At 69.1% G+C, this 24,741-nt stretch carries 23 protein-coding genes; 17 read left to right on the forward strand and 6 right to left on the reverse strand.

Annotation, left to right across the window (positions count from 1 at the left end; all coding sequences use genetic code 11):
- From IM767_RS06405 to IM767_RS06420, 4 genes are all read left to right on the forward strand, one after another.
- On the forward strand, nucleotides 1–1,212 hold the full coding sequence (locus tag IM767_RS06405) for a substrate-binding domain-containing protein (RefSeq protein WP_109211502.1): 1,212 nt from the start codon (nucleotides 1–3) through the stop codon (nucleotides 1,210–1,212).
- A gap of 126 nt (nucleotides 1,213–1,338) precedes the next feature.
- Entirely contained in the window at nucleotides 1,339–2,199 is an 861-nt protein-coding gene (locus IM767_RS06410) for a sugar phosphate isomerase/epimerase family protein (RefSeq protein ID WP_109211501.1), read from the forward strand.
- Nucleotides 2,200–2,227: 28 nt separating this feature from the next.
- Entirely contained in the window at nucleotides 2,228–3,235 is a 1,008-nt protein-coding gene (locus IM767_RS06415) for a sugar phosphate isomerase/epimerase family protein (protein ID WP_109211500.1), read from the forward strand.
- 17 nt (nucleotides 3,236–3,252) lie between these two features.
- Nucleotides 3,253–3,549, forward strand: coding sequence for a Dabb family protein (locus IM767_RS06420; RefSeq protein ID WP_109211499.1), 297 nt, complete (start codon nucleotides 3,253–3,255; stop codon nucleotides 3,547–3,549).
- A gap of 59 nt (nucleotides 3,550–3,608) precedes the next feature.
- Here IM767_RS06420 and IM767_RS06425 read toward each other — a convergent pair whose 3' ends face one another.
- The gene (locus IM767_RS06425) at nucleotides 3,609–4,073 is read right to left on the reverse strand and encodes a MarR family winged helix-turn-helix transcriptional regulator (protein ID WP_109211538.1); all 465 of its coding nucleotides are present in this window, start codon (nucleotides 4,071–4,073) and stop codon (nucleotides 3,609–3,611) included.
- 11 nt (nucleotides 4,074–4,084) lie between these two features.
- Nucleotides 4,085–5,842 carry an MDR family MFS transporter gene (locus IM767_RS06430; protein ID WP_109211498.1) on the reverse strand — a complete coding sequence of 586 codons (1,758 nt, stop codon included), beginning with the start codon at nucleotides 5,840–5,842 and terminating at the stop codon, nucleotides 4,085–4,087.
- Nucleotides 5,843–6,144: 302 nt separating this feature from the next.
- Between IM767_RS06430 and IM767_RS06435 the strand changes: the two genes are divergently transcribed.
- Nucleotides 6,145–6,648, forward strand: coding sequence for a 2'-5' RNA ligase family protein (locus IM767_RS06435; RefSeq protein ID WP_162564363.1), 504 nt, complete (start codon nucleotides 6,145–6,147; stop codon nucleotides 6,646–6,648).
- A gap of 146 nt (nucleotides 6,649–6,794) precedes the next feature.
- Here the strand turns inward: IM767_RS06435 and IM767_RS06440 are convergent, their stop codons facing one another.
- Nucleotides 6,795–7,502 (reverse strand): YqaJ viral recombinase family protein, encoded by a 708-nt coding sequence (locus tag IM767_RS06440; protein ID WP_109211496.1) that lies wholly within the window; start codon nucleotides 7,500–7,502, stop codon nucleotides 6,795–6,797.
- A gap of 102 nt (nucleotides 7,503–7,604) precedes the next feature.
- On the opposite strand from IM767_RS06440, the gene IM767_RS06445 reads away from it, so the two are divergent.
- The 9 genes from IM767_RS06445 (at nucleotide 7,605) to IM767_RS06485 (ending at nucleotide 17,879) form a co-directional block, all read left to right on the forward strand.
- Nucleotides 7,605–8,240 (forward strand): VOC family protein, encoded by a 636-nt coding sequence (locus IM767_RS06445; RefSeq protein WP_109211495.1) that lies wholly within the window; start codon nucleotides 7,605–7,607, stop codon nucleotides 8,238–8,240.
- A gap of 59 nt (nucleotides 8,241–8,299) precedes the next feature.
- Nucleotides 8,300–9,478: a type IV toxin-antitoxin system AbiEi family antitoxin gene (locus tag IM767_RS06450; RefSeq protein ID WP_162564362.1), complete on the forward strand. Its 1,179-nt coding sequence runs from the start codon at nucleotides 8,300–8,302 to the stop codon at nucleotides 9,476–9,478.
- Nucleotides 9,479–10,052: 574 nt separating this feature from the next.
- The gene (rplJ, locus tag IM767_RS06455; protein ID WP_109211493.1) at nucleotides 10,053–10,568 is read left to right on the forward strand and encodes a 50S ribosomal protein L10; all 516 of its coding nucleotides are present in this window, start codon (nucleotides 10,053–10,055) and stop codon (nucleotides 10,566–10,568) included.
- A gap of 42 nt (nucleotides 10,569–10,610) precedes the next feature.
- Nucleotides 10,611–11,000 carry a 50S ribosomal protein L7/L12 gene (rplL, locus tag IM767_RS06460; RefSeq protein ID WP_109211492.1) on the forward strand — a complete coding sequence of 130 codons (390 nt, stop codon included), beginning with the start codon at nucleotides 10,611–10,613 and terminating at the stop codon, nucleotides 10,998–11,000.
- A 304-nt stretch (nucleotides 11,001–11,304) separates the two neighbouring features.
- A complete protein-coding gene (locus IM767_RS06465; protein WP_109211491.1) occupies nucleotides 11,305–12,231 on the forward strand; it encodes a carbohydrate ABC transporter permease in 927 nt (308 codons plus the stop codon).
- A complete protein-coding gene (locus tag IM767_RS06470; protein ID WP_422613766.1) occupies nucleotides 12,218–13,141 on the forward strand; it encodes a carbohydrate ABC transporter permease in 924 nt (307 codons plus the stop codon). Before IM767_RS06465 ends, IM767_RS06470 begins: the two co-directional genes overlap by 14 nt.
- A gap of 94 nt (nucleotides 13,142–13,235) precedes the next feature.
- The gene (locus IM767_RS06475) at nucleotides 13,236–14,576 is read left to right on the forward strand and encodes an ABC transporter substrate-binding protein (RefSeq protein WP_109211489.1); all 1,341 of its coding nucleotides are present in this window, start codon (nucleotides 13,236–13,238) and stop codon (nucleotides 14,574–14,576) included.
- 340 nt (nucleotides 14,577–14,916) lie between these two features.
- Nucleotides 14,917–16,773 (forward strand): DUF6807 family protein, encoded by a 1,857-nt coding sequence (locus IM767_RS06480; protein ID WP_109211488.1) that lies wholly within the window; start codon nucleotides 14,917–14,919, stop codon nucleotides 16,771–16,773.
- The gene (locus tag IM767_RS06485) at nucleotides 16,770–17,879 is read left to right on the forward strand and encodes a Gfo/Idh/MocA family protein (protein WP_162564361.1); all 1,110 of its coding nucleotides are present in this window, start codon (nucleotides 16,770–16,772) and stop codon (nucleotides 17,877–17,879) included. The genes IM767_RS06480 and IM767_RS06485 overlap by 4 nt, the downstream gene beginning before the upstream one ends.
- A gap of 24 nt (nucleotides 17,880–17,903) precedes the next feature.
- Here the strand turns inward: IM767_RS06485 and IM767_RS06490 are convergent, their stop codons facing one another.
- Nucleotides 17,904–18,953, reverse strand: coding sequence for a LacI family DNA-binding transcriptional regulator (locus IM767_RS06490; RefSeq protein WP_109211486.1), 1,050 nt, complete (start codon nucleotides 18,951–18,953; stop codon nucleotides 17,904–17,906).
- A 239-nt stretch (nucleotides 18,954–19,192) separates the two neighbouring features.
- On the opposite strand from IM767_RS06490, the gene IM767_RS06495 reads away from it, so the two are divergent.
- The 3 genes from IM767_RS06495 to IM767_RS06505 all read left to right on the forward strand — a co-directional run bounded on the left by IM767_RS06495 (nucleotide 19,193) and on the right by IM767_RS06505 (nucleotide 22,949).
- Nucleotides 19,193–20,533: an ABC transporter substrate-binding protein gene (locus tag IM767_RS06495; RefSeq protein WP_109211485.1), complete on the forward strand. Its 1,341-nt coding sequence runs from the start codon at nucleotides 19,193–19,195 to the stop codon at nucleotides 20,531–20,533.
- A 95-nt stretch (nucleotides 20,534–20,628) separates the two neighbouring features.
- Entirely contained in the window at nucleotides 20,629–21,972 is a 1,344-nt protein-coding gene (locus tag IM767_RS06500) for a carbohydrate ABC transporter permease (RefSeq protein ID WP_109211484.1), read from the forward strand.
- Entirely contained in the window at nucleotides 21,972–22,949 is a 978-nt protein-coding gene (locus tag IM767_RS06505) for a carbohydrate ABC transporter permease (RefSeq protein ID WP_109211483.1), read from the forward strand. The genes IM767_RS06500 and IM767_RS06505 overlap by 1 nt, the downstream gene beginning before the upstream one ends.
- A gap of 110 nt (nucleotides 22,950–23,059) precedes the next feature.
- Here IM767_RS06505 and IM767_RS06510 read toward each other — a convergent pair whose 3' ends face one another.
- A complete protein-coding gene (locus IM767_RS06510; protein ID WP_109211482.1) occupies nucleotides 23,060–23,734 on the reverse strand; it encodes a DUF305 domain-containing protein in 675 nt (224 codons plus the stop codon).
- A gap of 7 nt (nucleotides 23,735–23,741) precedes the next feature.
- Nucleotides 23,742–24,452 (reverse strand): DUF3105 domain-containing protein, encoded by a 711-nt coding sequence (locus IM767_RS06515; protein ID WP_109211481.1) that lies wholly within the window; start codon nucleotides 24,450–24,452, stop codon nucleotides 23,742–23,744.
- Nucleotides 24,453–24,741: the final 289 nt, after the last annotated feature.

The raw sequence follows: 24,741 nt of genomic DNA on the forward strand, positions 1-24,741 counted from the left end.
ATGCGACGATCAGTGAAGATCGCCACCACCGCGGTGGCGCTCGTCGGTCTCTTCGCCCTCGCCGGGTGCACGACCGACCCGGGCGTGGCCCCACCGGACTCGACCGCCGAGCCGACGGAGGACGCCGGCCCCAACGAGTGGTTCGACCAGGAGCTGTTCGACACCCAGATGGCCCAGCGCGAGGTCGTGCCCGAGGGTCCCGAGGACGAGCCGTACCTCCAGTACATCGACGCCGAGATGATCGACACGGCGCAGTACGCGAGCGCCGGGGCCAAGAAGGCCTGCTTCGCGAACGCGTCGATCTCGAACCCGTGGCGCCAGACCGGCTGGATCACGATGAACCAGCAGCTGGAGGTGCTGCAGGAGCAGGGCGTCATCAGCGAGATGGAGACGCGTGACGCTCAGGACTCCGACGACACGCAGATCGCCGACATCGACTACTTCATCGCCGAGGGCAACTGCGACGTCTTCATCATCTCGCCGAACAGCACGGCGGCGATGACCCCGGCGGTGGAGCGTGCGTGCGACACCGGCAAGCCGGTGATCGTGTTCGACCGCGGCGTCGAGACCGACTGCCCCGTCACGTTCATCCACCCCATCGGCGGATTCGCGTGGGGCATCGACACCGCGCAGTTCCTCATCGACAACCTCGAAGAGGGCGACAAGGTCGTGGGCCTGCGCATCCTCCCGGGCGTCGACGTGCTCGAGCAGCGCTGGGCCGCGGCCGAGAAGATGTTCGCCGATGCGGGCATCGAGGCCGTCGACTACTTCACCGGCGCCGACCCGGCCGAGATCAAGAGCATCATCAGCGACGAGCTTGCGAAGGGCGACGTGGCAGGCATCTGGATGGATGCCGGTGACGGCGCCGTCGCCGCCATCGAGGCGTTCGAGGACGCCGGCGTGGACTACCCCGTCATGACGGGTGAGGACGAGATGAGCTTCCTGCGCAAGTGGAAGGAGACGGGTCTGACGGGGCTCGCTCCGGTCTACTCGAACTTCCAGTGGCGCACCCCGCTGCTGGCGGCGCAGAAGATCTTCGCCGGCGAGCAGATCCCGAAGGAGTGGGTGCTCCCGCAGAGCCCGATCACGGCGGAAGAGGTCGACCAGTACCTCGAGGCCAACGACGGCATGCCCGACGGCCACTACGCCAAGTTCGGCGGCGAGAACCTGCCGGGCTATCCCGAGGTCTGGCAGGAGCGCCAGATCCCGTAACCCGCAGCGCACCGTGTCCCACTTCCTTCGAGGCATGTCCCGATGACATCGCTTTCCGGGTCTCGGGAGTGGCAGGAAGTGGGACACGGTCGCACCAACCGCCGGTGCAGGCAGCAAGGAGCACGCATGCAGCGCACGATCGGCGTCAACACCTGGGTGTGGACCTCGCCGCTGACCGACGAGTCGCTGGCCGCGCTCGCGCCCAAGATCGCCGGCATGGGCTTCGGCGCCATCGAGCTTCCGCTCGAGAACGCGGGGGACTGGGATGCCGCGCGCGCGGGCGATCTGCTCACCTCGCTGGAGCTGAGGCCCGTGGTGATCGGCGCGATGGGACCCGGCCGGTCGCTGGTCGACCGGGCGGGGAACGTCCCCGCCACCCAGGCGTACCTGCGGACGTGCCTGACCGCCGCGCGCGAGGTCGGGGCATCCGTCGTCGCCGGGCCGTTCTACGCGCCCACCGGAGTGACCTGGCGCATGACCCCCGACGAGCGCACCGACGTCGTCGCGCAACTGCGCCGCAACCTCGAACCGCTCGTCGACGAGGCCGGGGCAGCCGGGCTCTCGCTCGCCGTCGAGCCCCTCAACCGGTACGAGACCAGTGTGATCAACACCGTCGAGCAGGGTCTGGAGGCGCTCGCGCCGCTGTTCGGCTCCGGCCTCGGCCTCGCGCTGGACACCTATCACCTCAACATCGAGGAGAAGCGACCGGATGCCGCGATCCGGGCCGCCACCGGGCGCATCGCGCATGTCCAGGTGTGCGGCAGCGATCGCGGGCCGGTCGGCGACGATCACACCGACTGGCCGGGCACCCTGGCGGCGCTCGACGATGCGGGGTATGAAGGCATCCTGGGGCTGGAGAGCTTCACGGGCGAGAACGCCACGATCGCGGTCGCGGCATCGGTCTGGCGACCCCTGGCGGCGAGCCAGGACGACCTGGCCGCGCGGTCGCTCCGGTACCTCACGGCGCTGCAGACGCCACCGCACTGACAGCTGCGACACCCGAGGAGCAGACACCATGGCCGAGCACCCCGTCACCCTGTTCACCGGACAGTGGGCGGATCTGCCGTTCGAGGAGGTGGCGCGGCTGGCGGCGTCGTGGGGCTACGACGGACTGGAGATCGCGGCATCCGGCGATCATCTCGATCTGAAGCGCGCCGACGAGGACGACGCCTATGTCGCGTCGCGGCTCGAGGTGCTGGAGCGGCACGGGCTGAAGGCCTTCGCGATCTCCAATCATCTGGCGGGGCAGGCGGTGTGCGATTCGCCGATCGACTTCCGGCACCGGGCGATCCTGCGCGAATACGTGTGGGGCGACGGCGATGCCGAAGGCGTGCGGCAGCGCGCCGCGGACGACATGAAGCGGTCCGCCCGGGTGGCGCGCAAGCTCGGCATCGACGTGGTGGTCGGGTTCACGGGCTCGTCGATCTGGCCGTACGTGGCGATGTTCCCGCCCGTGCCCGGTGAGGTGATCGAGGGCGGCTTCGAGGACTTCGCCGCCCGCTGGAATCCGATCCTCGACGTGTTCGACGGCGAGGGCGTGCGGTTCGCACACGAGGTGCACCCCGGCGAGATCGCCTACGACTACTGGTCGAGCGTGCGCGCGCTGGAGGCGATCGGTCACCGCGAGGCGTTCGGGTTCAACTGGGACCCGTCGCACATGATGTGGCAGAACATCGACCCGGTCGGTTTCATCTGGGACTTCCAGGACCGGATCTACCACGTGGACTGCAAGGACACCCGGATGCGGCCGCGCAACGGCCGGGCGGGGGTGCTCGGCTCGCACCTGGCGTGGGGCGACCCGCGCCGCGGCTGGGACTTCGTCTCGACGGGGCACGGCGATGTGCCGTGGGAGGACGCGTTCCGTGCGCTCGACGCGATCGGGTACACCGGCCCGATCTCGATCGAGTGGGAGGACGCCGGCATGGACCGCCTCCATGGCGCAGCCGAGGCGGTCGGGTTCGTCCGGTCGCTGCTGTGGCCGCCGCCCGCGGCCTCGTTCGACGCCGCCTTCAGCAACCAGTGATGCGGAAGACTCGGAGCATGTCGATTCAGCACACCGTCGTCTTCCGTCTCGCCCACGCGCCGGGCTCGTCGGAGGAGGCCGCGTTCCTCGCGGATGCGCGCGCCGCCCTCACCTCGATCCCCGGCGTGGAGGACTTCCGGATCACCCGGCAGGTGAGCCCGAAGAGCGACCTGGCGCATCAGTTCACGATGCTCTTCGCCGACGACGCCGCGTACCAGGCCTACAACGACCACCCGACGCACGTGTCGTTCGTGGCGGAGCGGTGGGTTCCCGAGGTGGCGGAGTTCCAGGAGTACGACTTCGTCGAGGCCTGATCCCCCGCGGGTGTGAGCCGGGCGGTGCCGCGAGGCTGGCCGCTCGTGCGACCAGGCCGTCAGGTGGCCGGGCGCTCGCCGAGGGTGAGCGCGTGCAGCAGGCGGGTCAGGTTGACGATGTCGTCGACCGGCCACTCGTCCAGCGCGTCGACCAGCAGGCTCTCCTGCGGCGCCCGCGCCTCGGCGAGCCGCTCCAGGCCGAACGGGGTGGGGGAGAGCAGGCTCGACCGGCCGTCGTCGGGATCGGGCGTGCGCTGCACGAGCCCGAGCTGCTCGAGCTCGCGCACGGTGCGGCTGATCTGGCCCTTGTCCGACATCAGCGACTCGGCCAGGCCCGAGAGGGTGATGCCCTCGCGGCGCACGATGGTGGTGAACACCTTGTAGGCGCCCGGCAGCATGCCGGGGCTCACGCGGTTGGCGTTCTCGGTGATGATCCGCCGGAAGCGGTTGATCAGCTCCCCGAACTCCGCCTCGAGGGCGCGCACCGCCTCGGTGCGCGCCGCTCGAGTGTCGTCGGAGGTCATCGTGTTCGACATTAGCGTCGGGTGGCGGATGCCTCATCCGCCGCGTCAGCCGCAGACGCGCCGGTCGCGGGCGCGGTGCCGCGGGCCGCGGCATCCGTCTCGACCGTCGCCGTGGCCGTCAGGGTCTCCATGCCCTCGGCGACCGAGACGGTCGCGAGGTCGGCCTCGCTCGCCTGCACGCGCTCGCTCGTGGTCATGCGGGTGAGCGGCTTGTTGGGCAGGAAGACGATCGCGATCAGGCTGATCACGGCGAGGGGCACCGCGATGAGGAACGAGTGGGCGATGGCCTGGGCGTAGATGTCCTCGACGATCACGCGGATCGACTCGGGCAGCGCCGAGACCTGCGGGATGGTGCCCGATGCGAGCTGCTCGCCGATGGCGGCGCCCTTCTCGCCGAGCGCCATGAGCGCCGTGCCGATCTCGTCCTTGCGGTCGGTGAACAGGTTCGTCGCCGACGTCGCGAGCGCCGCGCCCATCACCGAGACGCCGATCGTGCCGCCGAGGCTGCGGAAGAAGGTGACGCCGGAGCTCGCGACGCCGATCTCGCTCGGGTTCGCCGTGTTCTGCACGATGAGGACGAGGTTCTGCATGGTCATGCCGACGCCGGCGCCGAGGAGGAACATGTACACCGAGACCAGCACGAAGTTCGTGTCGTAGTGGATCGTCGACAGCAGGTACGACCCGGCGATCAGCAGCACGCCGCCCACGATGAGGTAGGGCTTCCAGTGCCCGTGACGGGTCACGAGACCGCCGATCACGATCGAGGCCAGCAGCAGGCCGGCGATCATCGGGATGGTGAGGAGGCCGGCCTCGGTCGGCGTCGCACCGCGGGCCAGCTGCATGTACTGGCTGAGGAACACCGAGGTGCCGAACATCGCGATGCCGATCGAGATCGACGCGACCACCGCGAGCGTGAACGTGCGGTTGCGGAACATCGTGAGCGGGACGAGCGGCTCCTTCGAGCGCAGCTCGACGATGACGAACAGCACGGCGGCCAGGAGCGCGCCGCCCACCATGAGGATCGTCTCGGTGCTCCACCAGTCGTAGTCCTTGCCGGCGTTGGTGACCCAGATCAGCAGGAGCGAGACGGCGGTCGACAGCAGCACGATGCCGAAGTAGTCGATGCGCGCCTTGCCCTTCGGGCGCGTCGGCAGGTGCAGCGTCCGCTGCATCATGATGAGCGCGGCGACCGCGAACGGCAGGGCGATGAAGAAGTTCCAGCGCCAGTCGATGGTGTCGGTGATGAAGCCGCCGAGGAGCGGGCCGCCGACGGTGGCGACGGCCATGACGGCGCCGAAGAGGCCCATGTAGCGGCCGCGCTCGCGCGGGCTGATGATGTCGGCCATGATCACCTGACTGAGCGCGGCGAGGCCGCCGGCGCCGATGCCCTGCACCGCGCGGAAGGCGATGAGCGTGCCCGTGTCCTGCGAGAAGCCGGCGGCCGCGGTGGCCAGCACGAAGATCACGATGGCGATCTGGATGAGCAGCTTGCGGTTGAAGAGGTCGGCGAGCTTGCCCCAGATCGGGGTCGAGATCGCAGTGGTGAGCAGCGTCGCGGTGACGACCCAGGTGAAGGCGGCCTGGTTGCCGCCGAGATCGTGGACGATCACGGGGAGCGAGGTCGACACGACGGTCGACGCCAGCATCGACACGAACATGCCGAGCAGCAGACCGGTGAGCGCCTGAAGCACCTGGCGGTGCCGGCGCTTGTCGGCGGCGGTGCTCTCGGCGGTGGCGACCGACCCGGTCGCGGGGGTGGACATGGCCATAGAAGTCCTTCGAATGGAGAGGTGAGGATGATTCGCGGCGACGATGGCGCGTAAGAAGGTTGACGTAGGTCAACAGTTGATTCAAGTCAACGATACGCCGATGGTTGATGTGTGTCAACTATCGGTGGCTTTGGGTTGCTGGCGTGCCGGGAGGCGGGTCGGGTTGGCGGGCGCCGGCGAGGTGGTTGGCGTGCCGTGGCGACGGGTCGGATTCGCGGGTGGCCGGCGGGGTGACTGGCTGCTTGGCGTGCCGTGGCGACGGATCGCGTCCGCGGGTCGCCGGCGGGGGTGAGGATGGAGGCGTGTTCAGCGTCGAGTTGATTCCGGATGCCGAGATCGAGCAGTCCGTGCGGGAGGACTGGGACCGGCTCCTCGGTGCGGACCTGCCGAGCTCGGGACGCAACCCCGCGCCCAGCAACCGGCCCCACATCACCCTGGCGGTGCGGGATCGGCTCGAGGCAGATGCGTTCGCGGGCATCGCCGACCTGCTGCCGATCCCGATCGAGCTGGGGGCGCTCGTGATCTTCGGGCACCGGGATCGCTACATCCTCGCGCGGCTCGTCGTGATGAGTGCCGACCTGCTCGCCGTTCATCGGGCGGTCGCCGGGCTCGCCGGCAAACCCGAGCCGCACTACTCCAACACGGGCGTCGACCGCTGGACTCCGCACGTCACCCTGGCGCGCGGGCTCACCGCGGTGCGCTTGGCGACGGCGATGCGCACCATCCGGGCGCCCCACATCCGCGGGGAGGCGACCGGCTTGCGTGTGTGGGACGCCGAGGCCCGGCACGTCACGACGCTGCGCTGAGTGCCCGCGCCGGTGCGCTCAGCCGGCGGGGCGGGGGCTTGCGTGCGGGAGTGGGGGTGCGGGTGCGGCATCCGTCCGCGAGCGCGAGTCTGCGGATCGGCTCGCGCCGGTGCGCTCAGCCGGCGGGGCGAACCGCTCGCCGCCGATCAGTCGGCGAGGGCGAGCGCGCGGAACGGCTCGCGCGGGGGAGAGGGCCGCTGCGGCATCCGTGTCGGCTGCTGTCGTGCACGCATCGTCCGCAGGTACAGCTCGTCGATGAGCGCGGTCGCAAGGCGCACGAGCTTCGCGATCTCGGCCTCGTCGCGGTCGACCCACGCGCAGCGCGGCTCGTCGTCCACGGGCACGAAGCCGTCGTGCTGCTCCCACGCCACCAGCGTGCGCTCAGCACCGAGCACGTGCTGCTGCCACCACACCTGCCGCAGGTACGACCGGGGGATGCTGCGCCACTCCTTGTTGGTGGTCTTGATCTCGGCGAGAGTGATGCGCCCGGCGGTGTCGACCGTGATCCCGTCGGGCGTGGCGAGGTGCCGCTTCTCGACCACGGCGTGGAAGAGCGCCGACGAGGGGAGGATGCCGTGGGTCGCCGCGACCCACGAAGCGATCTCGGGCTCTCGCGCGCGCCCGTGCGCCGTATAAGCGTTGCCCGAGAACCCCGACCCGAGGAGCTTGGCGTCGGCGGCGCGAGCGATCGCCTTCTCCGAGGTGAGGGCTGCGACATCCGTCGCCGTGATGCCCCGCGAGCGGGCGCGCACCCAGGCCACCCGGTCGCGCGAGTCCGCGACGATGCGGGCGGCGACCTCCGGTGCCTGCGCCGCGAGGCCGGTCGGGCGCGCGACGGAGTGCTCGGGGTTCACCCCTCGAGGCTACGCCGCCGACACGACATCCGCCGCCTGCGACGCGCCCCGCCGTGCGCGGGTGGGGTTGCGCTGGGCGAGGGCGGTGGCATCCTCGGGGGCATGGACACCATCACCTCCCGCGAGTTCCGCGCATTCCCCGGTGTCGAGGACTGGCGTCCCCGCGTCACCGGCGCATTCGCGCTCTTCCGCACCGGCACGTTCGCCGTCGGCGCCCAGCTGTTCGGGGCGATCGCAGAACTGGCCGAGACGGCCGACCACCACCCCGACGTCGACGTGCGCTACGCCACGGTGCGCGTCCGCCTGCTCACCCACTCCGCCGGCGGGCTGACGGCCAAGGACGCCGCGCTGGCCGCGCAGATCTCCGAGGCCGCGCGGGAACTCGACATCAGCGCCGTGACCGACCGGATGCAGGACCTCATGCTCGCGGTAGCCACGCCCGACGTCGCCGCGGTGCTGCCGTTCTGGAAGGCGGCGACGGGCTTCAAAGAGGTGGCCGACGGCGTGCTCTTCGACGCCGACGGACGCGGACCGCTCATCTGGTTCCAGCCGGTCGACAAGCCGCTGCGCGGCAGGTCCCACCTCGATGTCAACGCGCCGCGCGACGTGATCGAGAAGCGGCTCGAGGCGGCCCTCGCCGCCGGTGGAACGCTCGTCGACGACTCCCACGCCCCCTCCTGGTGGACCCTCGCCGACGCCGACGGCCACAAGCTCGACCTCAGCCCCTGGCGCTCCTAGCTCCCTCTTTCCCGTTTTTCATCTCGCGAGAGCCCGTGCTATGACCGAGCGCCCGTGTCGTGATCGGTGCACAACATGGGCGCTCGGTCAGAGCACGGGCTCTGGTCGTTCGTAAAACGAGTCCTCCCCATGAGGCGAGTGGGGCGGGTTCTCCACGTGATCGGCGAAAGAGGAAATGCACGCGGAATGGGATGCCGCAACGTGGGGTCATGCCGCGCCATATCTCCCTTTCCACAGCACGTGACACGTTGCGCACTCGCGACGATCTGCGCGTCGAGGGTTGGCGGTCGCGCGACATCCAGGGTGCACTCGCCGATGGTTCGCTGCGACGCGTTCAGCGCAACCGATACATCTCGGGCCGGCTGTGGCTGGATCTATGGACGGAGTCCCAGCATCTGCTCGAGGTGGCCTCGGCGGTCGGCGAGATGCGCGACGGCGCAGCCGCCCTCGCCTACGAGTCCGCGGCGGTGCTCCACGGGTTGCCGTTGTTCCGTCATCGGCCTGCGGCGGTGCACCTCACGCTGCCTCAGGGTGCCCGCGCTTCGAGCCGTCCCGGGCTGTTCCGGCACCGGGATGAGCTCCCGGAGGAAGACGTGGTCGTGATGGCCGGCATCCGTGTCACCGCTCCGGAACGCACGGTCTTCGATCTCGCGCGCAGTCTCCCGCTCGTCTCGGCCGTCGCGGCCGCCGATGCGGCTCTGCGCGAGGTCAGCATGAACGGGACGCGGTATGACCACCTGGCAGCCGAGCAGTGGCGCGAGCGCATGCTCCATCGCGTCCGCAGAGCCAAAGGCGGTCGAGGCGTGCGTCAAGCGGAGCAAGTCATCCTGTTCGCAGACGGCAGGTCGGAGTCAGCGGGAGAGAGTGCGCCCCGGGTCCAGCTCGCATGTCTGGGATTCGAACGATTCGCGCTGCAGGTCGCGGTGGCCGGGCCGGGTGGCAAGGACTATCGCGTCGACATCGGCGTGGAGGACGGCGACCCTTTCCTGGTCGAGTTCGACGGGACCGGAAAGTACGCCGACGAAGCTCTCAGAGCGGGACGCTCGCTTGAGCAGGTCCTCTTGGAGGAGAAGCGGCGCGAGGACTGGATCCGCGGCACGACGCAACGCCGCTTCGTGCGGCTCGAAGACGCCCACACATCGACGCCGATGGCCCTGGCCGCGCGTCTCGCTCAGTTCGGCATCGTGCTCCCGGCAGGCGGCATCCGTCCGTTTCGGGCCCCGCAGTTCGACCGGTGACAGGCCGTGCTCGCACCGACAGGCCGTGCTCGCACCGACAGGCCGTGCTCGCACCGACAGCACGTGCGTGCAACGGTAGGCCGGCATCCGTCCGTTTCGGGCCCCGCAGTTCGACCGGTGACAGACCGTGCTCACACGGGCAGCCCGCGCTCGCACCGACGCCCCGCGCTCGCACCGACAGCCCGTGCTCGCACCGACAGCCCGTGTCGTGCCCGGCGCAGAACACGGGCGCTCGATGACAGCACGGGCTCTGGGTGTAAGAAAGGGCGAGAGGGGAGCGCGTGAGGACGCCCGGCGGTGCCGGGAGCGGTCGATTTGGCGGTGGGGGCGGTGTCGCGTACCCTTGAGGGAGCCGAAGACCGCCGGTCATCGACGTGCGTGCGAACGCATGGAGATCGAAGCTCTGCAACGCAGGGGCCCGCGCAGGTGTCACGAACGATTCTCCTGGATTCAGGAATCCCGCTCCGTGCGCTTGCGCCGGAGCTTTTTTGTTGCCGTGACGAGATGAGATGAGCGGATGCCTCCGGCCGGCGCCCCGCCACCGCGGAGCGTCTCGTACACACAAGGAGTGGCCATGGCGCAGAAGGAAGCATCGGTCGCCGAGCTCACGAAGAACTTCGAGGACTCGACCGCCGTTCTGCTGACCGAGTACCGCGGTCTGACGGTTGCCCAGCTCAAGGAGCTGCGCAACAGCATCCGTCAGGACGCGGAATACGCCGTGGTGAAGAACACGCTGACCAAGATCGCCGCGAACAACGCGGGGATCACGTCGCTGGACGACGACCTCAAGGGTCCGTCGGCCATCGCGTTCGTGCACGGTGACCCGGTCTCCGTCGCGAAGGGTCTCCGTGCCTTCGCCAAGGCACACCCTCTTCTCGTGATCAAGGGCGGTTTCTTCGACGGGAACCCCCTGAGCGCTGACGAGGTCAACAAGCTCGCCGACCTCGAGAGCCGTGAAGTCCTGCTGGCGAAGCTCGCCGGTGCGATGAAGGCCTCGATGACCAAGGCGGCATACGTCTTCAATGCGCTTCCGTCGAAGGCCGTCCGCACGGTCGACGCGCTGCGCGAGAAGCAGGAGTCCGCGGCCTGATAAGGGCCCGGCTAGGCAAAACCCCAATCAAGGAGATACATCATGGCAAAGCTCAGCACTGAGGAGCTGCTCGACGCGTTCAAGGAGCTCACCCTCATCGAGCTCAGCGAGTTCGTCAAGGCGTTCGAGGAGACCTTCGACGTCACCGCTGCCGCCCCCGTGGCCGTGGCCGCTGCCGGCGCCCCCGCCGGTGGTGCCCCCGCCGAGGAGGCCGAGGAGAAGGACGCGTTCGACGTCATCCTCGAGGCCGCCGGCGACAAGAAGATCCAGGTCATCAAGGTCGTCCGCGAGCTCACCTCGCTCGGCCTCGGTGAGGCGAAGGCCGTCGTCGACGGTGCTCCGAAGGCCGTCCTCGAGGGCGCCAACAAGGAGACCGCCGACAAGGCGAAGGCCGCCCTCGAAGAGGCCGGCGCGACGGTTACCCTCAAGTAATCTCGTTCCTTCCACGAAGGCCCCGGATGCCGCGCATCCGGGGCCTTCGTCGTGCGTGGGCACCGGGCACCAGAGTCCACCACCGCTGAGACTGCGCATTCTGCGAATTCCCTTTCTCACGGTTTGATCTCAGTTGTGGCCTGAATTCACGCGCTACTTGCGTTCCGGCATCCGTTCTGGCAAGAATGAGAATGCGCATTCTAGAAAGCGCATTCTCACCCTCGAAGACGAGACCGGAGGATACGGTGACGACGACGCACCGCCCCAGAACACGGCCCACCGGCCGTGGCAGCGGAGCACCCGCATGAGCGCCATCAGCGAGCTCGGCAAGCTGAAGACGGCCAAGGCCGACGGCAAGAAGCAGAACAAGGCCGCCTATCTGTTCCTCGCTCCGTGGTTCGTCGGCCTGCTGCTGATCACGATCGGCCCGATGGTCGCCTCGTTCGGTCTCTCGTTCACGCGCTACAACCTGCTGAGTCCGCCGAAGTGGATCGGCTTCCAGAACTACGCGCGCATGTGGGAGGACGAGCGGCTGCACACCGCGCTGCAGGTCACCTTCACGTACGTGTTCGTCTCCCTACCGCTGCAGCTGGCGGTGGCGCTCTTCCTCGCGATCGTGCTCGACCGGGGCCTGCGCGGCCTCGCGTTCTACCGCTCGGCGTTCTACCTGCCGTCGCTGCTGGGCGCGAGCGTCGCGATCGCGATCCTGTGGCGCCAGATCTTCGGCGTCGACGGCTTGGTCAACCAGGTGCTCGCCGTGTTCGGCATCGAAGGCCAGGGCTGGATCTCCAACCCCGACACGGCCCTCGGCACGCTCATGATCCTCAACGTCTGGACGTTCGGGTCGCCGATGGTCATCTTCCTGGCGGGCCTGCGGCAGATCCCCTCGATGTACTACGAGGCGGCCGACGTCGACGGCGCCAGCCGGCGGCAGCAGCTGTTCCGCATCACGATCCCGCTGCTCACACCGATCATCTTCTTCAACGCCGTGCTCCAGCTGATCGGCACGTTCCAGTCGTTCACGCAGGCCTACATCGTCTCGGGCGGCACCGGCGGTCCGGTCGACGCCACTCTCTTCTACACGCTGTACCTGTACCAGCAGGGCTTCACGAACTACAACATGGGCTACGCGTCGGCCATGGCGTGGCTCCTGCTGGTCATCATCGGCATTCTGACCGTCCTGATGTTCTGGACCTCGAGATTCTGGGTTTTCTACGATGACCAAGATTGACGACGCCGCCATGACGGCCCCGCTCGCGACCGAGACCATCGTCACCGGTCACCCGCCTCGCAGTCGCCGGCGCAGCCCGTTCCGCAAGCCGATGACGAGCATCGTGCGCCACACGCTGCTCATCGCGCTGGCCCTCGCCATGCTCTACCCGGTGATCTGGATGGTCGTCAGTTCGCTGCGGCCCAACGACGAGATCTTCCGCGATCCGTCGATCATCCCCGACAGCTTCGAGGTCTCGAACTACACCGACGGGTGGAACGCGCTGGCGTACCCCTTCAACGTGTACATGTGGAACTCGGCGCTGATCGTGATCGGCTGCATCATCGGCAACCTGGTCTCGTGCTCGATGGCGGCGTACGCCTTCGCCCGGCTGCACTTCACCGCCAAGAGGTTCTGGTTCGCGGTGATGCTGCTGAGCATCATGCTCCCCATCCACGTCATCATCGTCCCGCAGTACGTGCTGTTCTCCCAGCTCGGGTGGGTGAACACGTTCCTTCCGCTGATCGTGCCGAAGCTGCTGGCGACCGACGCGTTCTTCATCTTCCTGATGGTGCAGTTCATCCGCGGCATCCCGAAGGAGCTGGATGAGGCGGCGCGCATCGACGGCGCAGGACACCCGCGCATCTTCCTGCAGATCATCCTGCCGCTCATGGTGCCGGCCCTGGCGACCACCGCCATCTTCACCTTCATCTGGACCTGGAACGACTTCTTCTCGCAGCTCATCTTCCTGACCAAGCCCGAGCTATACACCGTCCCGTTGGCGCTGCGGTCGTTTGAGGACGCGCAGAGCACGACCAACTACGCCCAGATGTTCGCGATGAGCGTCGTCTCGCTCATCCCGATCTTCCTGATCTTCCTGTTCGGCCAGAAGTTCCTCATCAAGGGGATCGCGACGACCGGGATCAAGTGACGCACGCGTCACGCACTCCTTCGCGGGCCGCGAGGCCCACCCTCATCACACGCACCAACACCACTCACCGACTTCGGTCGAAAGGATGCAAGACATGCGACGCACCACAACCGCATCGCGCTGGTTGCTGCTGACCTCCGTCGGCGCAGCGACGATGCTGACGCTGACGGCGTGCGGAGGCGCGGCGGAAGAGCCCGCCGCCACCGGCCCGACTCTGTCCGACGAGCCCGTGACGCTCAGCTTCACCTGGTGGGGCAACGACGTCCGCCACGGGATCACCGAAGAGCTCATCGCGGCCTTCGAGGCCGAGCACGACAACATCACGATCGAGCCGCAGTACACCGACTGGGCGGGCTACTGGGACAAGCTCGCCACGACGGTCGCGGCCGGCGACGCCCCCGACATCATCCAGATGGACGAGAAGCAGCTGTCGACGTACGCCGCCAACGGCGTCCTGCTCGACCTCGGGACTCTGGGCGACCAGCTGCCGACGGGCGACTTCCCCGAGTCGGTGCTGGGCACGGGCGCGCTCGACGGCACGCAGTACGGCATCCCGGTCGGCATCAACACGTACACCTACATGGCGAACACCGACGTGCTCGAGAGCCTCGGCATCGAGCTCCCCGACGACGAGACCTGGTCGTGGGACGACCTCAACGAGATCGCCGAGGAGGTCACCACGGCCAGCGGCGGCGCGGTCGTCGGCTCGCAGTCGTGGGGCTTCGAAGACGGCGGCCTGAACAACTGGCTCCGCCAGCACGGCGAATCCCTCTACGCCGAGGACGGCTCGCCCGAGGTGACGGCCACCGCCGACACGCTCGCGGATTGGTGGCAGAACCTGCTCGACGTCACCGAGGCGGGCGGAACGCCCGACCCGTCCGCGACCATCGAGCGCGAGTCGGCCGGACTCGCCGAGTCCTTCACGGCGACGAACCAGTCCGCCTTCGGCCCGTGGTGGTCGAACCAGGTCGCGGCGCTGCGGGACGCGAGCGGCCAGAACCTCGTGCCGCTCATGGTGCCGACGCCCGATGAAGGGGAGAGCAGCGCGGCGTACTACAAGCCGTCGATGTTCTGGTCGGCCTCGGCCAAGACCGAGCACCCGGCGGAGGTGGCTCTCTTCCTCGACTTTCTCGCCAACAGCGAGGAGGCAGCCGACCTGCTGCTCGCCGAGCGCGGCGTGCCGGCCAACGACAAGATCCGCGAGTACATCACCCCGAAGCTCGACGAGGTCAACCAGGAGGTCGTCGACTTCCTCGACAAGATCGCCCCGCGTGTGGGCGACGCCCCGCCGGCCACTCCTCCGGGCGGTGGCGCGATCGAGACGATCATCGACCAGCACACCCAGCGGGTGCTGTTCGGCGAGGTCACGCCCGAAGAGGCCGCCGAGAGCTTCATCGCGGAGCTGCAGCGGGCGCTCGACGACGCGGCCATCTAGCCGACGAGCGGGCCGCGTCCGCCCGAGGCGCGGCCTGTCGTCCCCCGACCGCACGGGGCCGGACCGAAGTGATGAGGGGTCCGGCCCCGGGCGGACCCTGCCGCCGCATCGCACACCGGGCGCCGGCGGGGGACCGCAGCCGGAACACCGCCAACCGGCACACCGCCAACCGGCACACGCCGACCGGCACATCGCCGCCGGAACAACGCCGGGCCAGCACCACCGCACCGCGCGGCGCCGGTCCAGAACCGCCGCGGCGCACGCGCCGGGCATCGAACTCGCGCGAATGCGCCGCACAGGGCGCGTCCGCGCCCAAGATTGAGAGAGGAGGGGGATCGCAGTGAGCGAGGTCACGTCGCGTCCGATCACGATGGCGCAGGTCGCGCAGCACGCCGGAGTGTCGCAGGCGTCGGTGTCGCGCGTCCTCAACGGGGTCGCCACGGTCGACCCGGCCATCGTCGCGAAGGTGAACCGAGCCGTCGCAGCGCTGAACTACTCGCCCAGCGAGGCCGCGCGCAGCCTGGTGCGGGGGAGCAGCCACACGATCGCGCTCCTCGTGCCCGACCTCGAGAACCCGATGTTCCAGGGGGTCCTGAAGGGCCTCACGGTGGCGGCTGCCCGTGACGGCTACCGCGTGCTGGTCGCCGACAGCGCGGAGGCGGTCGGCGTCGAGGCCGACATCGCGAGCGAGGCGCGGAGCAAATGCGACGCGCTGGTTCTGGTGTCGCCACGGATGCCGGATGCCGAGCTGCGCGAGCTGATCCAGCGCACGACGCCGGTCGTGGTGGTCAACCGCCGCGTCGACGACACCGCCGCCGCTCAGCTCTCCGTGGATTACACGACGGCGGTCAAGGAGCTCGGCATCCACCTGCGCGGCTTCGGGCATCGACGGATCGCGTACGTCGCGGGGCCCGCGCTCAGCTACGCGAACGAGCAGCGGGCGCAGGGGCTGGGCGAACTGGCCCGCGAATACCCCGACCTCGAGTTTCTCACCATCCCAGCCGGATCGAGCATGGAGGCCGGCTACGACGCGGCGGACGCCGTGCTCGAGACCGGAGCGACCGCCGCGATCGCCTTCAACGACCTCGTCGCCCTCGGCCTCATGTCGCGCCTGCGCGAGGTCGGCGTCGAGGTTCCCGAGCAACTCTCCATCGTCGGGATCGACGACATCCCGCAGTCTCGTTTCGCCGCCCCTCCGCTGACGACCATGTCGGTCCCGCGGATCGAGATCGGGCGGCAGGCTTGGAATCGCATGCGTCAAGCACTGGACGGCGAGAGCGCCGACCACCCCCTTTTCTATCGTCCGGTGCTCGTCCCGCGGCGCAGCTCCGGCCCTGCCTCCCACGCGAGCGGCTGGGTGGGCCCGGCCCGCCCGGTGCTGCGGCTGGGCTCGACGGTGGTGGCGCAGTACGAGGAGGGCACGAGCGTCGACTCGGTGCTCTCGCCGCGGCCGTACCTCGACGCGGTGATCTCGCGGACCGGCACGCCGCTCACCGTCACCGAGCCGACCGACCACCCGCACCACCTCGGCGTCAGCCTCGCCATCGCCGACGTCAACGGCACGTCGTACTGGGGCGGCCGCACCTACGTGCGCGGCGAGGGGTCGATCATGGTCCCGAACCACGGCCGCCAGCGCCGGGACCGCCTGCACATCGACGGGCACTCGCTCGATGAGCGGCTCAGCTGGGTCGACGAGCGCGGCACGACGCAGCTGGTCGAGGTGCGCGAGCTGCGCTCGGCGGAGCTCGCGAACGGCTGGGCGCTGCGCTGGCGCAGTCACCTCAAGGCCACCCTCGACGCGATCACCTTCGGCTCCCCTGCGACCAATGGCCGTGAGGGGGCCGGCTACGGCGGCATCTTCTGGCGGTTCGCGCCCGAGATCGCGCGCGTGTTCAGCCCCGCCGGAGATACCGAGCGCGACGTGCACGGCGCCGCGACCCCGTGGCTGGCGTTCACGTTCCCCGAGCGGGGCACCTCCGTCGTGCTGACGCAGGGGGAGGAGCGCCTGCCCTGGTTCGTCCGCTTCGCCGAGTACCTCGGCGCCGGTCCGTCGGTGGCCTGGGACGAGCCGCGCACGATCCCCGAGGGTGGAGAGCTCAGTCTCGAGCTCACCGCCTACGTGCTCGACGAGGAGCTGCCCGACGCGGCAGCCGTCGAAGCCGCCCTCCCTGCCCTCCGCACGGAGGCGGGCCTGTGACCGGACGGCTCCGCGTCGGCGTCGCCGGCGTCCACGGGCACGGCCGCAGCCATGTCGATGCGGTGCTCCGGCGCGCCGCCGACCTCGAACTCGTCGCCGTCGCCGACCCCCGGGGCGGCGGCGACGTTCCCTCCTCCACGCGCGTGCACGCCGACGCGGCCGCCATGATCGACGCGGGCGGCCTCGACATCGTCGTGCTGAGCACGCCGATCCCGACGCACGCCGGCCTCACACGGCTCGCGCTGTCGCGGGGTGCGCATGTGCTGCTCGAGAAGCCGCCCGTGCCGTCGGTCGCCGACCATCTCGGTCTTCTGGCGGCGGCGGATGCCGCATCCCGGGCCGTGCAGGTCGGCTTCCAGTCGCTCGGCAGCGGCGGCGTGACGGCGACCGCCGAGGTCGCGGCATCCGGTGTCATCGGCGACGTGCTGCACTACGGCGCCGTCGGGTCGTGGTCGCGGTCGGAGGAGTACTGGCGCCGGGCGCCGTGGGCGGGGCACCGGCAGATCGACGGGCGCCTCATCGCCGACGGCGTGGTGACGAATCCGCTCGCGCACGCCGTCGCGACCGCCTTCGCGATCGCCGGCGCCTCTCATCCGGACGACATCGCCTGGATCGACGCCGACCTGCGGCGAGTCAACGACATCGAGACCGACGACACCTCGTCGCTCGTGGTCGAGCTGAGCCGGGGAGTGCGCGTGGCGGCCGGGCTCGCCACGACGGCGGCCCACCGCAACGAGCCGTACGTGCTGGTGCGGGGCACGCGCGGGTACCTCGTGTACGTGTACACGCTAGACACGCTGCACGTCCATCGCGACGGCGCCGCCCTGCCGCGCACGTATGCCTTCGAGCGCACCGCACTGATCGACGACCTCGCCGCGCACATCCGCGGCGGCGACGAATTGCTGGCGCCGCTGCATCGCACCGGCGCCTTCACCCGTGTCCTGGAGCAGATCGTGACCGGGCCGCCCGCTGACCCGATCGACCCGTCGCGGGTACGGGTCGAGGCATCCGACGGTGAGACGTTCCGCATCGTCGACGGCGTGGAGGATGCCGTCGAGCGGGTCGCATGGGAAGCCCACACGTTCCGCGACCTCGGCGTGCTCTGACGCCAGCCGGCGCGAACGCCCGGATCAGCGCGAGCCGCGTTGGCCGACGCCGATGATCGCGGACGCGTCGTCGTCCACGGGCGCGGTGGAGTTGCGCACGACGAGAGGCGACGACTCGTAGAGCCGGTGCGTCGGCGCGCCGGGATCGTCGAGCTGCCACATGAGGAGCTGAACGGCCGCCCGCCCCTGCTGGTGCGGGCGCTGCTGCAGCGTCGTGAGCGAGAACATCTCGGCGTAGGAGTGGTCGTCGATGCCGACGACGCTCAGCCGCTCGGGCACGCGGATCCCCAGGCGCCGCGCGGCGATGATCGCACCCACGGCCACCTCGTCGCACACGCCGACGATCCCGGTGGGCCGCGTGCGCCGGTCGCCGAGCAGGTCCACGGCGGCTCCGTACCCGCCCGGCAGCGTCACCTCGGACGGGATGTGCCGAGCGGATGCCTCGATCCCCGCGTCGCGCATCGCCGCCAGGTAGCCGTCGAGGCGACGGCCGTCGCTGAAGCTCGTGCGGCGCCCGTCCGGGTCGCCGCCAAGGAAGGCGATCTCGCGATGGCCGAGCCCGAGCAGGTGGTCGGTGGCGATGCGGGCGGCCGCTTCGTCGTCGATCGACACGGCGTTGGTGCCGACGTCGTAGCCGCCGACCGCCACCACCGGTTTGCCGAAGGCGACGAGTCGCTCGAGCTCGTGGGCGTTCGGCTCTATGCCGACCGCGATGAGGCCGTCGAACCTCTTGCGCGCCAGGAAGTGCTCGAACATCTCCCGGCGGGCGAGCGACTCCGGCGGCGCGCCGTAGAGCGCCAGGTCGTAACGGCGTTCGAGCAGGGCGTCCTGGATGCCCTCGAGCACCTGGGCGAAGAACCAGCGGTCGAGGGTGGGCATCAGCACGCCGACCGTCTGCGTACGGCCGGTCACCAGGCTCACCGCGGACGTCGTCGGAACATAGCCCAGCGAGACCGCGGCATCCCTCACCCGCGTCCTCGTCGCCTCCGACACGTATCCGGCTCCGGTGAGCGCACGCGAAGCCGTCGACTTCGACACACCGGCGAGCCGGGCGACGTCCGCGATGCCCGCCATCGGGGTCCTCCTCGTGCTCCGGCGACCTCGACGTCGTCCGGAATCTGGAACCGGTTCCAGTCCTCATTGTGCCGTGCGCGTCCGCGGCGCGCCAGCCCGCGGCGGGCTTTTACCGAGTTGTGACCCGCGGACGTTGTGCGTCCGCGCGGCATCCCCTAGCGTGAGCATGGAATCGGTTCCCGATCACACACGTGCGGAGTCCGAGAGGCGGCTCCGCAACTCAACGAGGAGGCAGACACATGACTGCACTGCGATCCCGCCGTCGACACGGCTACATCGCATTGGGACTGACAGCCGTCGCCGCACTCACCCTCGCCGGATGCGCGGAGGGCGGAGACGACGGCGGTGACAGCGGCTCGGTCGAAGGAGAGACCGTCGAGATCGCCGGTGGCATCACGGGCTCGGAGGCCGAGAACCTCCAGAAGTCGTTCGAGCAGTTTGAGGCAGACACCGGCATCACCGTCAACTACACCGGTGACAAGGGCTTCGAGGGCAACATCGTCACGAAGGTGGCGGGCGGATCCGCTCCCGACATCGCAATCGTCCCGCAGCCGGGCCTGTTCCGCTCGCTGGTAGAGACCGGCGAGGTCAAGGAGGCGCCGGCCGAGGTCGAGGCCAACGTCGACGAATACTGGGCACCCATCTGGAAGGAGACCGGCTCGATCGACGGCACGTTCTACGCCGCCCCGATGCTGGCCAACCTGAAGGGGTATGTCTGGTACTCCCCGAAGAGCTTCGAGGAGTGGGGCGTCGAGATCCCCACCACGTGGGACGAACTCATCGCGCTGACCGACACCATCCGCGAGACGACCGGTCAGCCCCCGTGGTGCGCCGGTTTCTTCTCGGAGGCGGCGTCCGGATGGCCGGGCACGGACTGGGTCGAGGACCTCGTGCTGCGTCAGGCGGGTCCGGAGGTCTACGACAGCTGGGCGGCGGGCGACACGCCGTTCACCGACCCCGACATCGAGGCGGCGTTCGACTCCGTCGGTGAGATCCTGCTCAATCCGGACTACGTGAACGCGGGCTTCGGCGACGTGAAGAGCATCAACCCGACGGCGTTCGGCGACCCGATCGCTGCGGCGGTGGCCAACGGCACCTGTGCTCTCACGCACCAGGCCTCGTTCCTCACGGCGAACTTCCTGACGGCGCAGACCGCGGCGGGCGAGACCCCCGTCGTCGCACCGGACGGCGACGTCTACGCGTTCCTCCTCCCCGGCCCGGAGGCCGGTGAGCTCGCGGTCGAAGGCGGCGGCGAGCTGGTCACCGCCTTCTCCGACGACGCCGCGACGCAGGCTGTGCTCGAGTACATGTCGACACCCGAGTTCGCCGATGCCCGCGTGGAGCTCGGTGGGGCGATCTCGGCCAACATGGGCGCAGACCCGGAGCTGGCCTCGAGCGAGTTCCTCACGGAGGCGATGAAGATCGTGCAGGACCCCGAGACGGTGTTCCGCTTCGACGCCTCCGACCTGATGCCGGCCACGGTCGGATCGGGTTCCTTCTGGCGCGGCATGGTCGACTGGATCGACGGCAAGCCGACGCCCCAGGTCCTGGAAGACATCCAGGCAGGTTACGAGAACTGACGCATCGCACCTCGGTGCCGGGTCCGCGCGCTCGCCCGCGCGGGCCCGGCGACCGAGGTGATGTCATCCGCCACGGCGGCGGGGGAAGGCAGACCATGTCTCAGACCACAACATCGGCGGCCGACCAGGCGCAGGGTGAGCCGCCCCCGGCCCGCGGCGGAAGAAAGCCTCCGTCTCAGCGCACGACGCGACTGGTGGTCGTGATCGGCGCCATCCTCATCGTGGCGCTGATCGTCTTCCTGCTGCTCAGTCCTCCCAACCCCGACGCACGACCGGTCTCGCTGGGGTTCTCGTACAACTCGTTCTTCCAGTGGCTCGGCAACATGGGGCCGATCGTCCAGATCCCGATCGTCCTGCTCGTCTTCGCAGCCGTGGTCGGCCTCCTCCTGGTGCTCATCGAGTTCGCGCCGCGCGCGGGCCGGGGGTACTTCTGGCTGCGGCTCATCTCGTGCTTCGCCATCCCGTTCCTCGCGTTCATGATGCTGCGTCCCTACGAGGGTGCCGTCATCTACGTGATCGCCATCGCGCTGCTCGTCGGCGGCCTGCTCTTCTGGGCGGACTACCGGGCGGCCCAGGGTGCCGGCTACATGTATCAGCTGACGCTGTTCATGGCACCCGCCGCGATCGCGATCCTGGTCGGTCTGGTCTACCCGAGCATCGCGACCGTCATCCAGTCGTTCTACGACAAGACCGGCGAGAACTTCGTCGGGCTCGAGAACTATGTGTGGGCCTTCACGAACCCGCAGGGGTTCTGGTCCATCATCAACACGCTCATCTGGGCGATCTTCGCGCCGGTCTTCGCGACGGTCGTCGGCCTGGCATACGCGGCCTTCATGGAACGGGCGCGTGGTGAGCGGCTGCTGAAGCTCCTCGTGTTCATGCCCTTCGCGATCGCCCCGGTGAGCATCAGCCTCATCTGGAAGTTCGTCTACGACTACCGCCAGGGCGACCAGATCGGCACGCTCAACGCCATCGTCGTGGCGTTCGGCGGCCAGCCCGTGCCGTGGCTCGACATCTGGCCGCTGATCAACACGTTCTGCCTGCTGTTCGCCTTCGTGTGGGCACAGACGGGATTCGCGATGGTGGTGCTCTCCGCGGCGATGAAGGCGGTGCCGGTGGAGCAGCTCGAGGCGGCGCAGCTCGACGGCACCTCGGCCTGGCAGCGGTTCATCAACGTGACGGTGCCCGGCATCCGCACGTCGATCATCGTCGTCCTGACGACCGTCACGATCGCCGCCCTGAAGCTGTACGACATCGTCGCGGTGATGACCGGCGGACGAGCGAACTCGACGGTGCTGGGCTTCGAGATGGTCAACCAGCAGCAGCGGTTCCAGAGCTATGGTCACTCGGCCGCACTGGCCGTGCTGATCTTCGTCTTCGTGACGCCGCTCATCATCTACAACGTGTTGCAGCTGCGCAAGCAGAGGGAGGTGCGGTGATGACCGCGGTCGATTCCAAGACCACGCCCCAGTACAGCAAGGCTGACGCGCGCAGGGTCGCGCGCGAGACGCGCCGCAACGAAGCCCTGGCGCACAAGCGCCTGACGTCGCCGCTGGCCACGATCCTCGCCGTCGCGATCGCATTCCTCTGGACGATCCCGACGCTCGGTCTGCTCATCACCTCGTTCCGTCCGGGTGCGGACTCGGCGACGACGGGCTGGTGGACGGTCTTCACCAACCCCGACTTCACGCTCAGCAACTATCAGGATGCGCTGACGTCGGGTGGCACCGCGCTGACTCTCGGCGAGTCCTTCCTGAACTCGCTCGCGATCACCATCCCGGTCACGGTGTTCGCGCTGGCGGTCGCCTCGTTGGCGGCGTACGCCTTCGCCTGGATGGACTTCCGCGGTCGAGGATTCCTGTTCGTCGCGGTGTTCGCCCTGCAGATCGTCCCGATCCAGATGGCGCTGGTGCCGCTGCTCAGCCTGTTCTCCCGTGGGCTCGAGATCGGCGACGTGCAGATCTTCCCGGGACTGGAGATGCGAGAGGTCGACCACAGCTTCGCGACCGTGTGGATCGCACACGTCATCTTCGCGATGCCGCTGGCCATCTTCCTGCTGCACAACTTCATCGCCGAGATCCCGTCCGACGTCATCGAGGCGGCTCGCGTCGACGGCGCAGGGCACGGTCAGATCTTCTTCCGGATCATCCTGCCGCTGGCCACGCCCGCCCTCGCGTCCTTCGCGATCCTCGAGTTCATCTGGGTGTGGAACGACCTGCTCGTCGCGACGATCTTCGCCCCGACGACATCGCTGCCGATGACGCAGACGCTGAACTCGTTGTCCGGCACATGGGGAAACCAGTGGTTCCTGGTGTCGGCGGGTGCGTTCCTCGTGCTGTTCGTGCCGATCATCGTGTTCCTCGCACTTCAGCGATTCTTCGTGCGCGGACTGATGGCGGGCGCGACGAAGGGCTGACCGCTTCGCGGAACGGATGCCGCGGGCCTGCGTCGCACGCAGGGCCGCGGCATCCGCGTCCGCGGTCTGAGCCGTGGGCGCACCACCCGCTGCCGCGACCGGCCGAGGTGTCAGGCGGTGCAGCCGAGCCGGTCCTGGATCGAGCGCATCGCGTCGATCTCGGCCGTCTGCCCGTTCTTGATGGCCTGCGCGACCTCGAGGGCGCGCGCGTCGGTGCCGAGCTCGAGAAGCGCCTCGGCCATCGGAATCGCCCCCTCGTGGTGGCGGATCATGAGAGTGAGGAACAGGCAGTCGGCCTCCTGGCCGGTGGCATCCATGAGGGCATCGATCTCGTCGGCGGAAGCCATGCCCATCGCGGCATGCGCCTCGTCGTCTGTCATCGGCTCGGATGAGGTGGCGCCGTGCGCGTGACCGGCCTCAGAGGCCTCCATCCACTGCATCATGGGGCCGCCGGACTGGGGGAGGCCCCACTGGACCAGCCAGTCGTACATCTGACCGCGCTGGCCGGCCTGCCCGGTGGCGATGTCGTAGGCGAGGACGCGCAGCTCGCTGTCATCGGTCTTGCGGTAGATCTCCATCGCCATCTCGATGGCCTGCGCGTGATGCACCTGCATGTCGCGCGAGAACCCGGCCTCAGGCGAGCTCGTCCCGGGAGTGGCCGCGCCGCTCTGTGTGCCGAACGTCGAGAAGCGTCCCACCGCGAAGGCGAGGCCGGCGATGAGGATGAGTGCGACGGTGACGACGAACCACCGCCGGGAGCCTCCCGCTGATGGCTCGTCCGTCATGTCGGGCCTACTTCTTGCCGGGAGCTTCGAACGCGCCGGTGCAGGCCGCGCCCGGCTCGGGGGCATTGGTGCTGTTCCAGTACGCCTGGATGAACTCCGCGATCCGCGGGTCGTCGGCGGAGTCGACCTTCAGCTGGGCGTTCCACGCGCTGACGGCGATCGGGGTGTCCATGTCGGGGTACGGCGTGAGCAGCGTGTACGTGGACGGGAGCTCGTCCTCGAGGGCCGCGATGTCTTCGTCGGTCACCTGGGCCGGGTCGTACGTGATCCACACGGCGCCGTGCTCGAGGGAGTGCACCGCATTCTCGTTGGGCACCGGCTCGGTGTAGACGCCGCAGTTCAGCCAGGCCGCGTTGTGGTCGCCGCCGGCCGGGGGAGTCTGCGGGTAGTCCACCGACCCCTCGACGTGATTCGCGGTGTTGGTGAAGGTCTCGACCCCCTCGATGCCGCTGCCGTCGCCGTCTCCGCGGGCGTAACTCGGCGCGGGCGTCGGCGCGAAGACGATGGAGGCGACGACTGCCGCGACGACGAGCACGGCCGCGGCCGAGCCGACGATCCACCACACGAGCTTGCTGCGCCGGCGCTTGGCGAGCTGCTTCTGGTACTCGGCCAGCTTCTCCTGGCGCTTCTGCTCGCGCTGCTGCTTGACAGTGAGGTCGATCTTCGCCTGAGTCGCGGGGTTGCCGCTCTTGCGCTTGTCGTCGGAGGTCGGGGTCATGCTCGTGATCTCTGCCGTTCTTGAACAGGGGTCTGGGCGCCCGGCGCGTGCCGCGGAAAGCGGGGGGCGGGTTGCCCTCATCCTATGCGAGCGCATGTGTCCCGGCCCTGGGAAGGCGCCGACAGCGGCGGGCGCCTGCCTGGGAAGGCGCTTGCAGGGTGCGGCGCGGCATCCGTTATCATGGGTACTCGAATCGATTCGACCTTCCTTCAGGTCGGTCGTGCGGATGACGGCGTCGATCGGCAGCGCCGGATCGTCCGCGTCTCTCGGTCCGCCACCCCTCCCGTTC

This window comes from Microbacterium ureisolvens, assembly GCF_015278315.1.
Lineage (GTDB): Bacteria > Actinomycetota > Actinomycetes > Actinomycetales > Microbacteriaceae > Microbacterium > Microbacterium ureisolvens.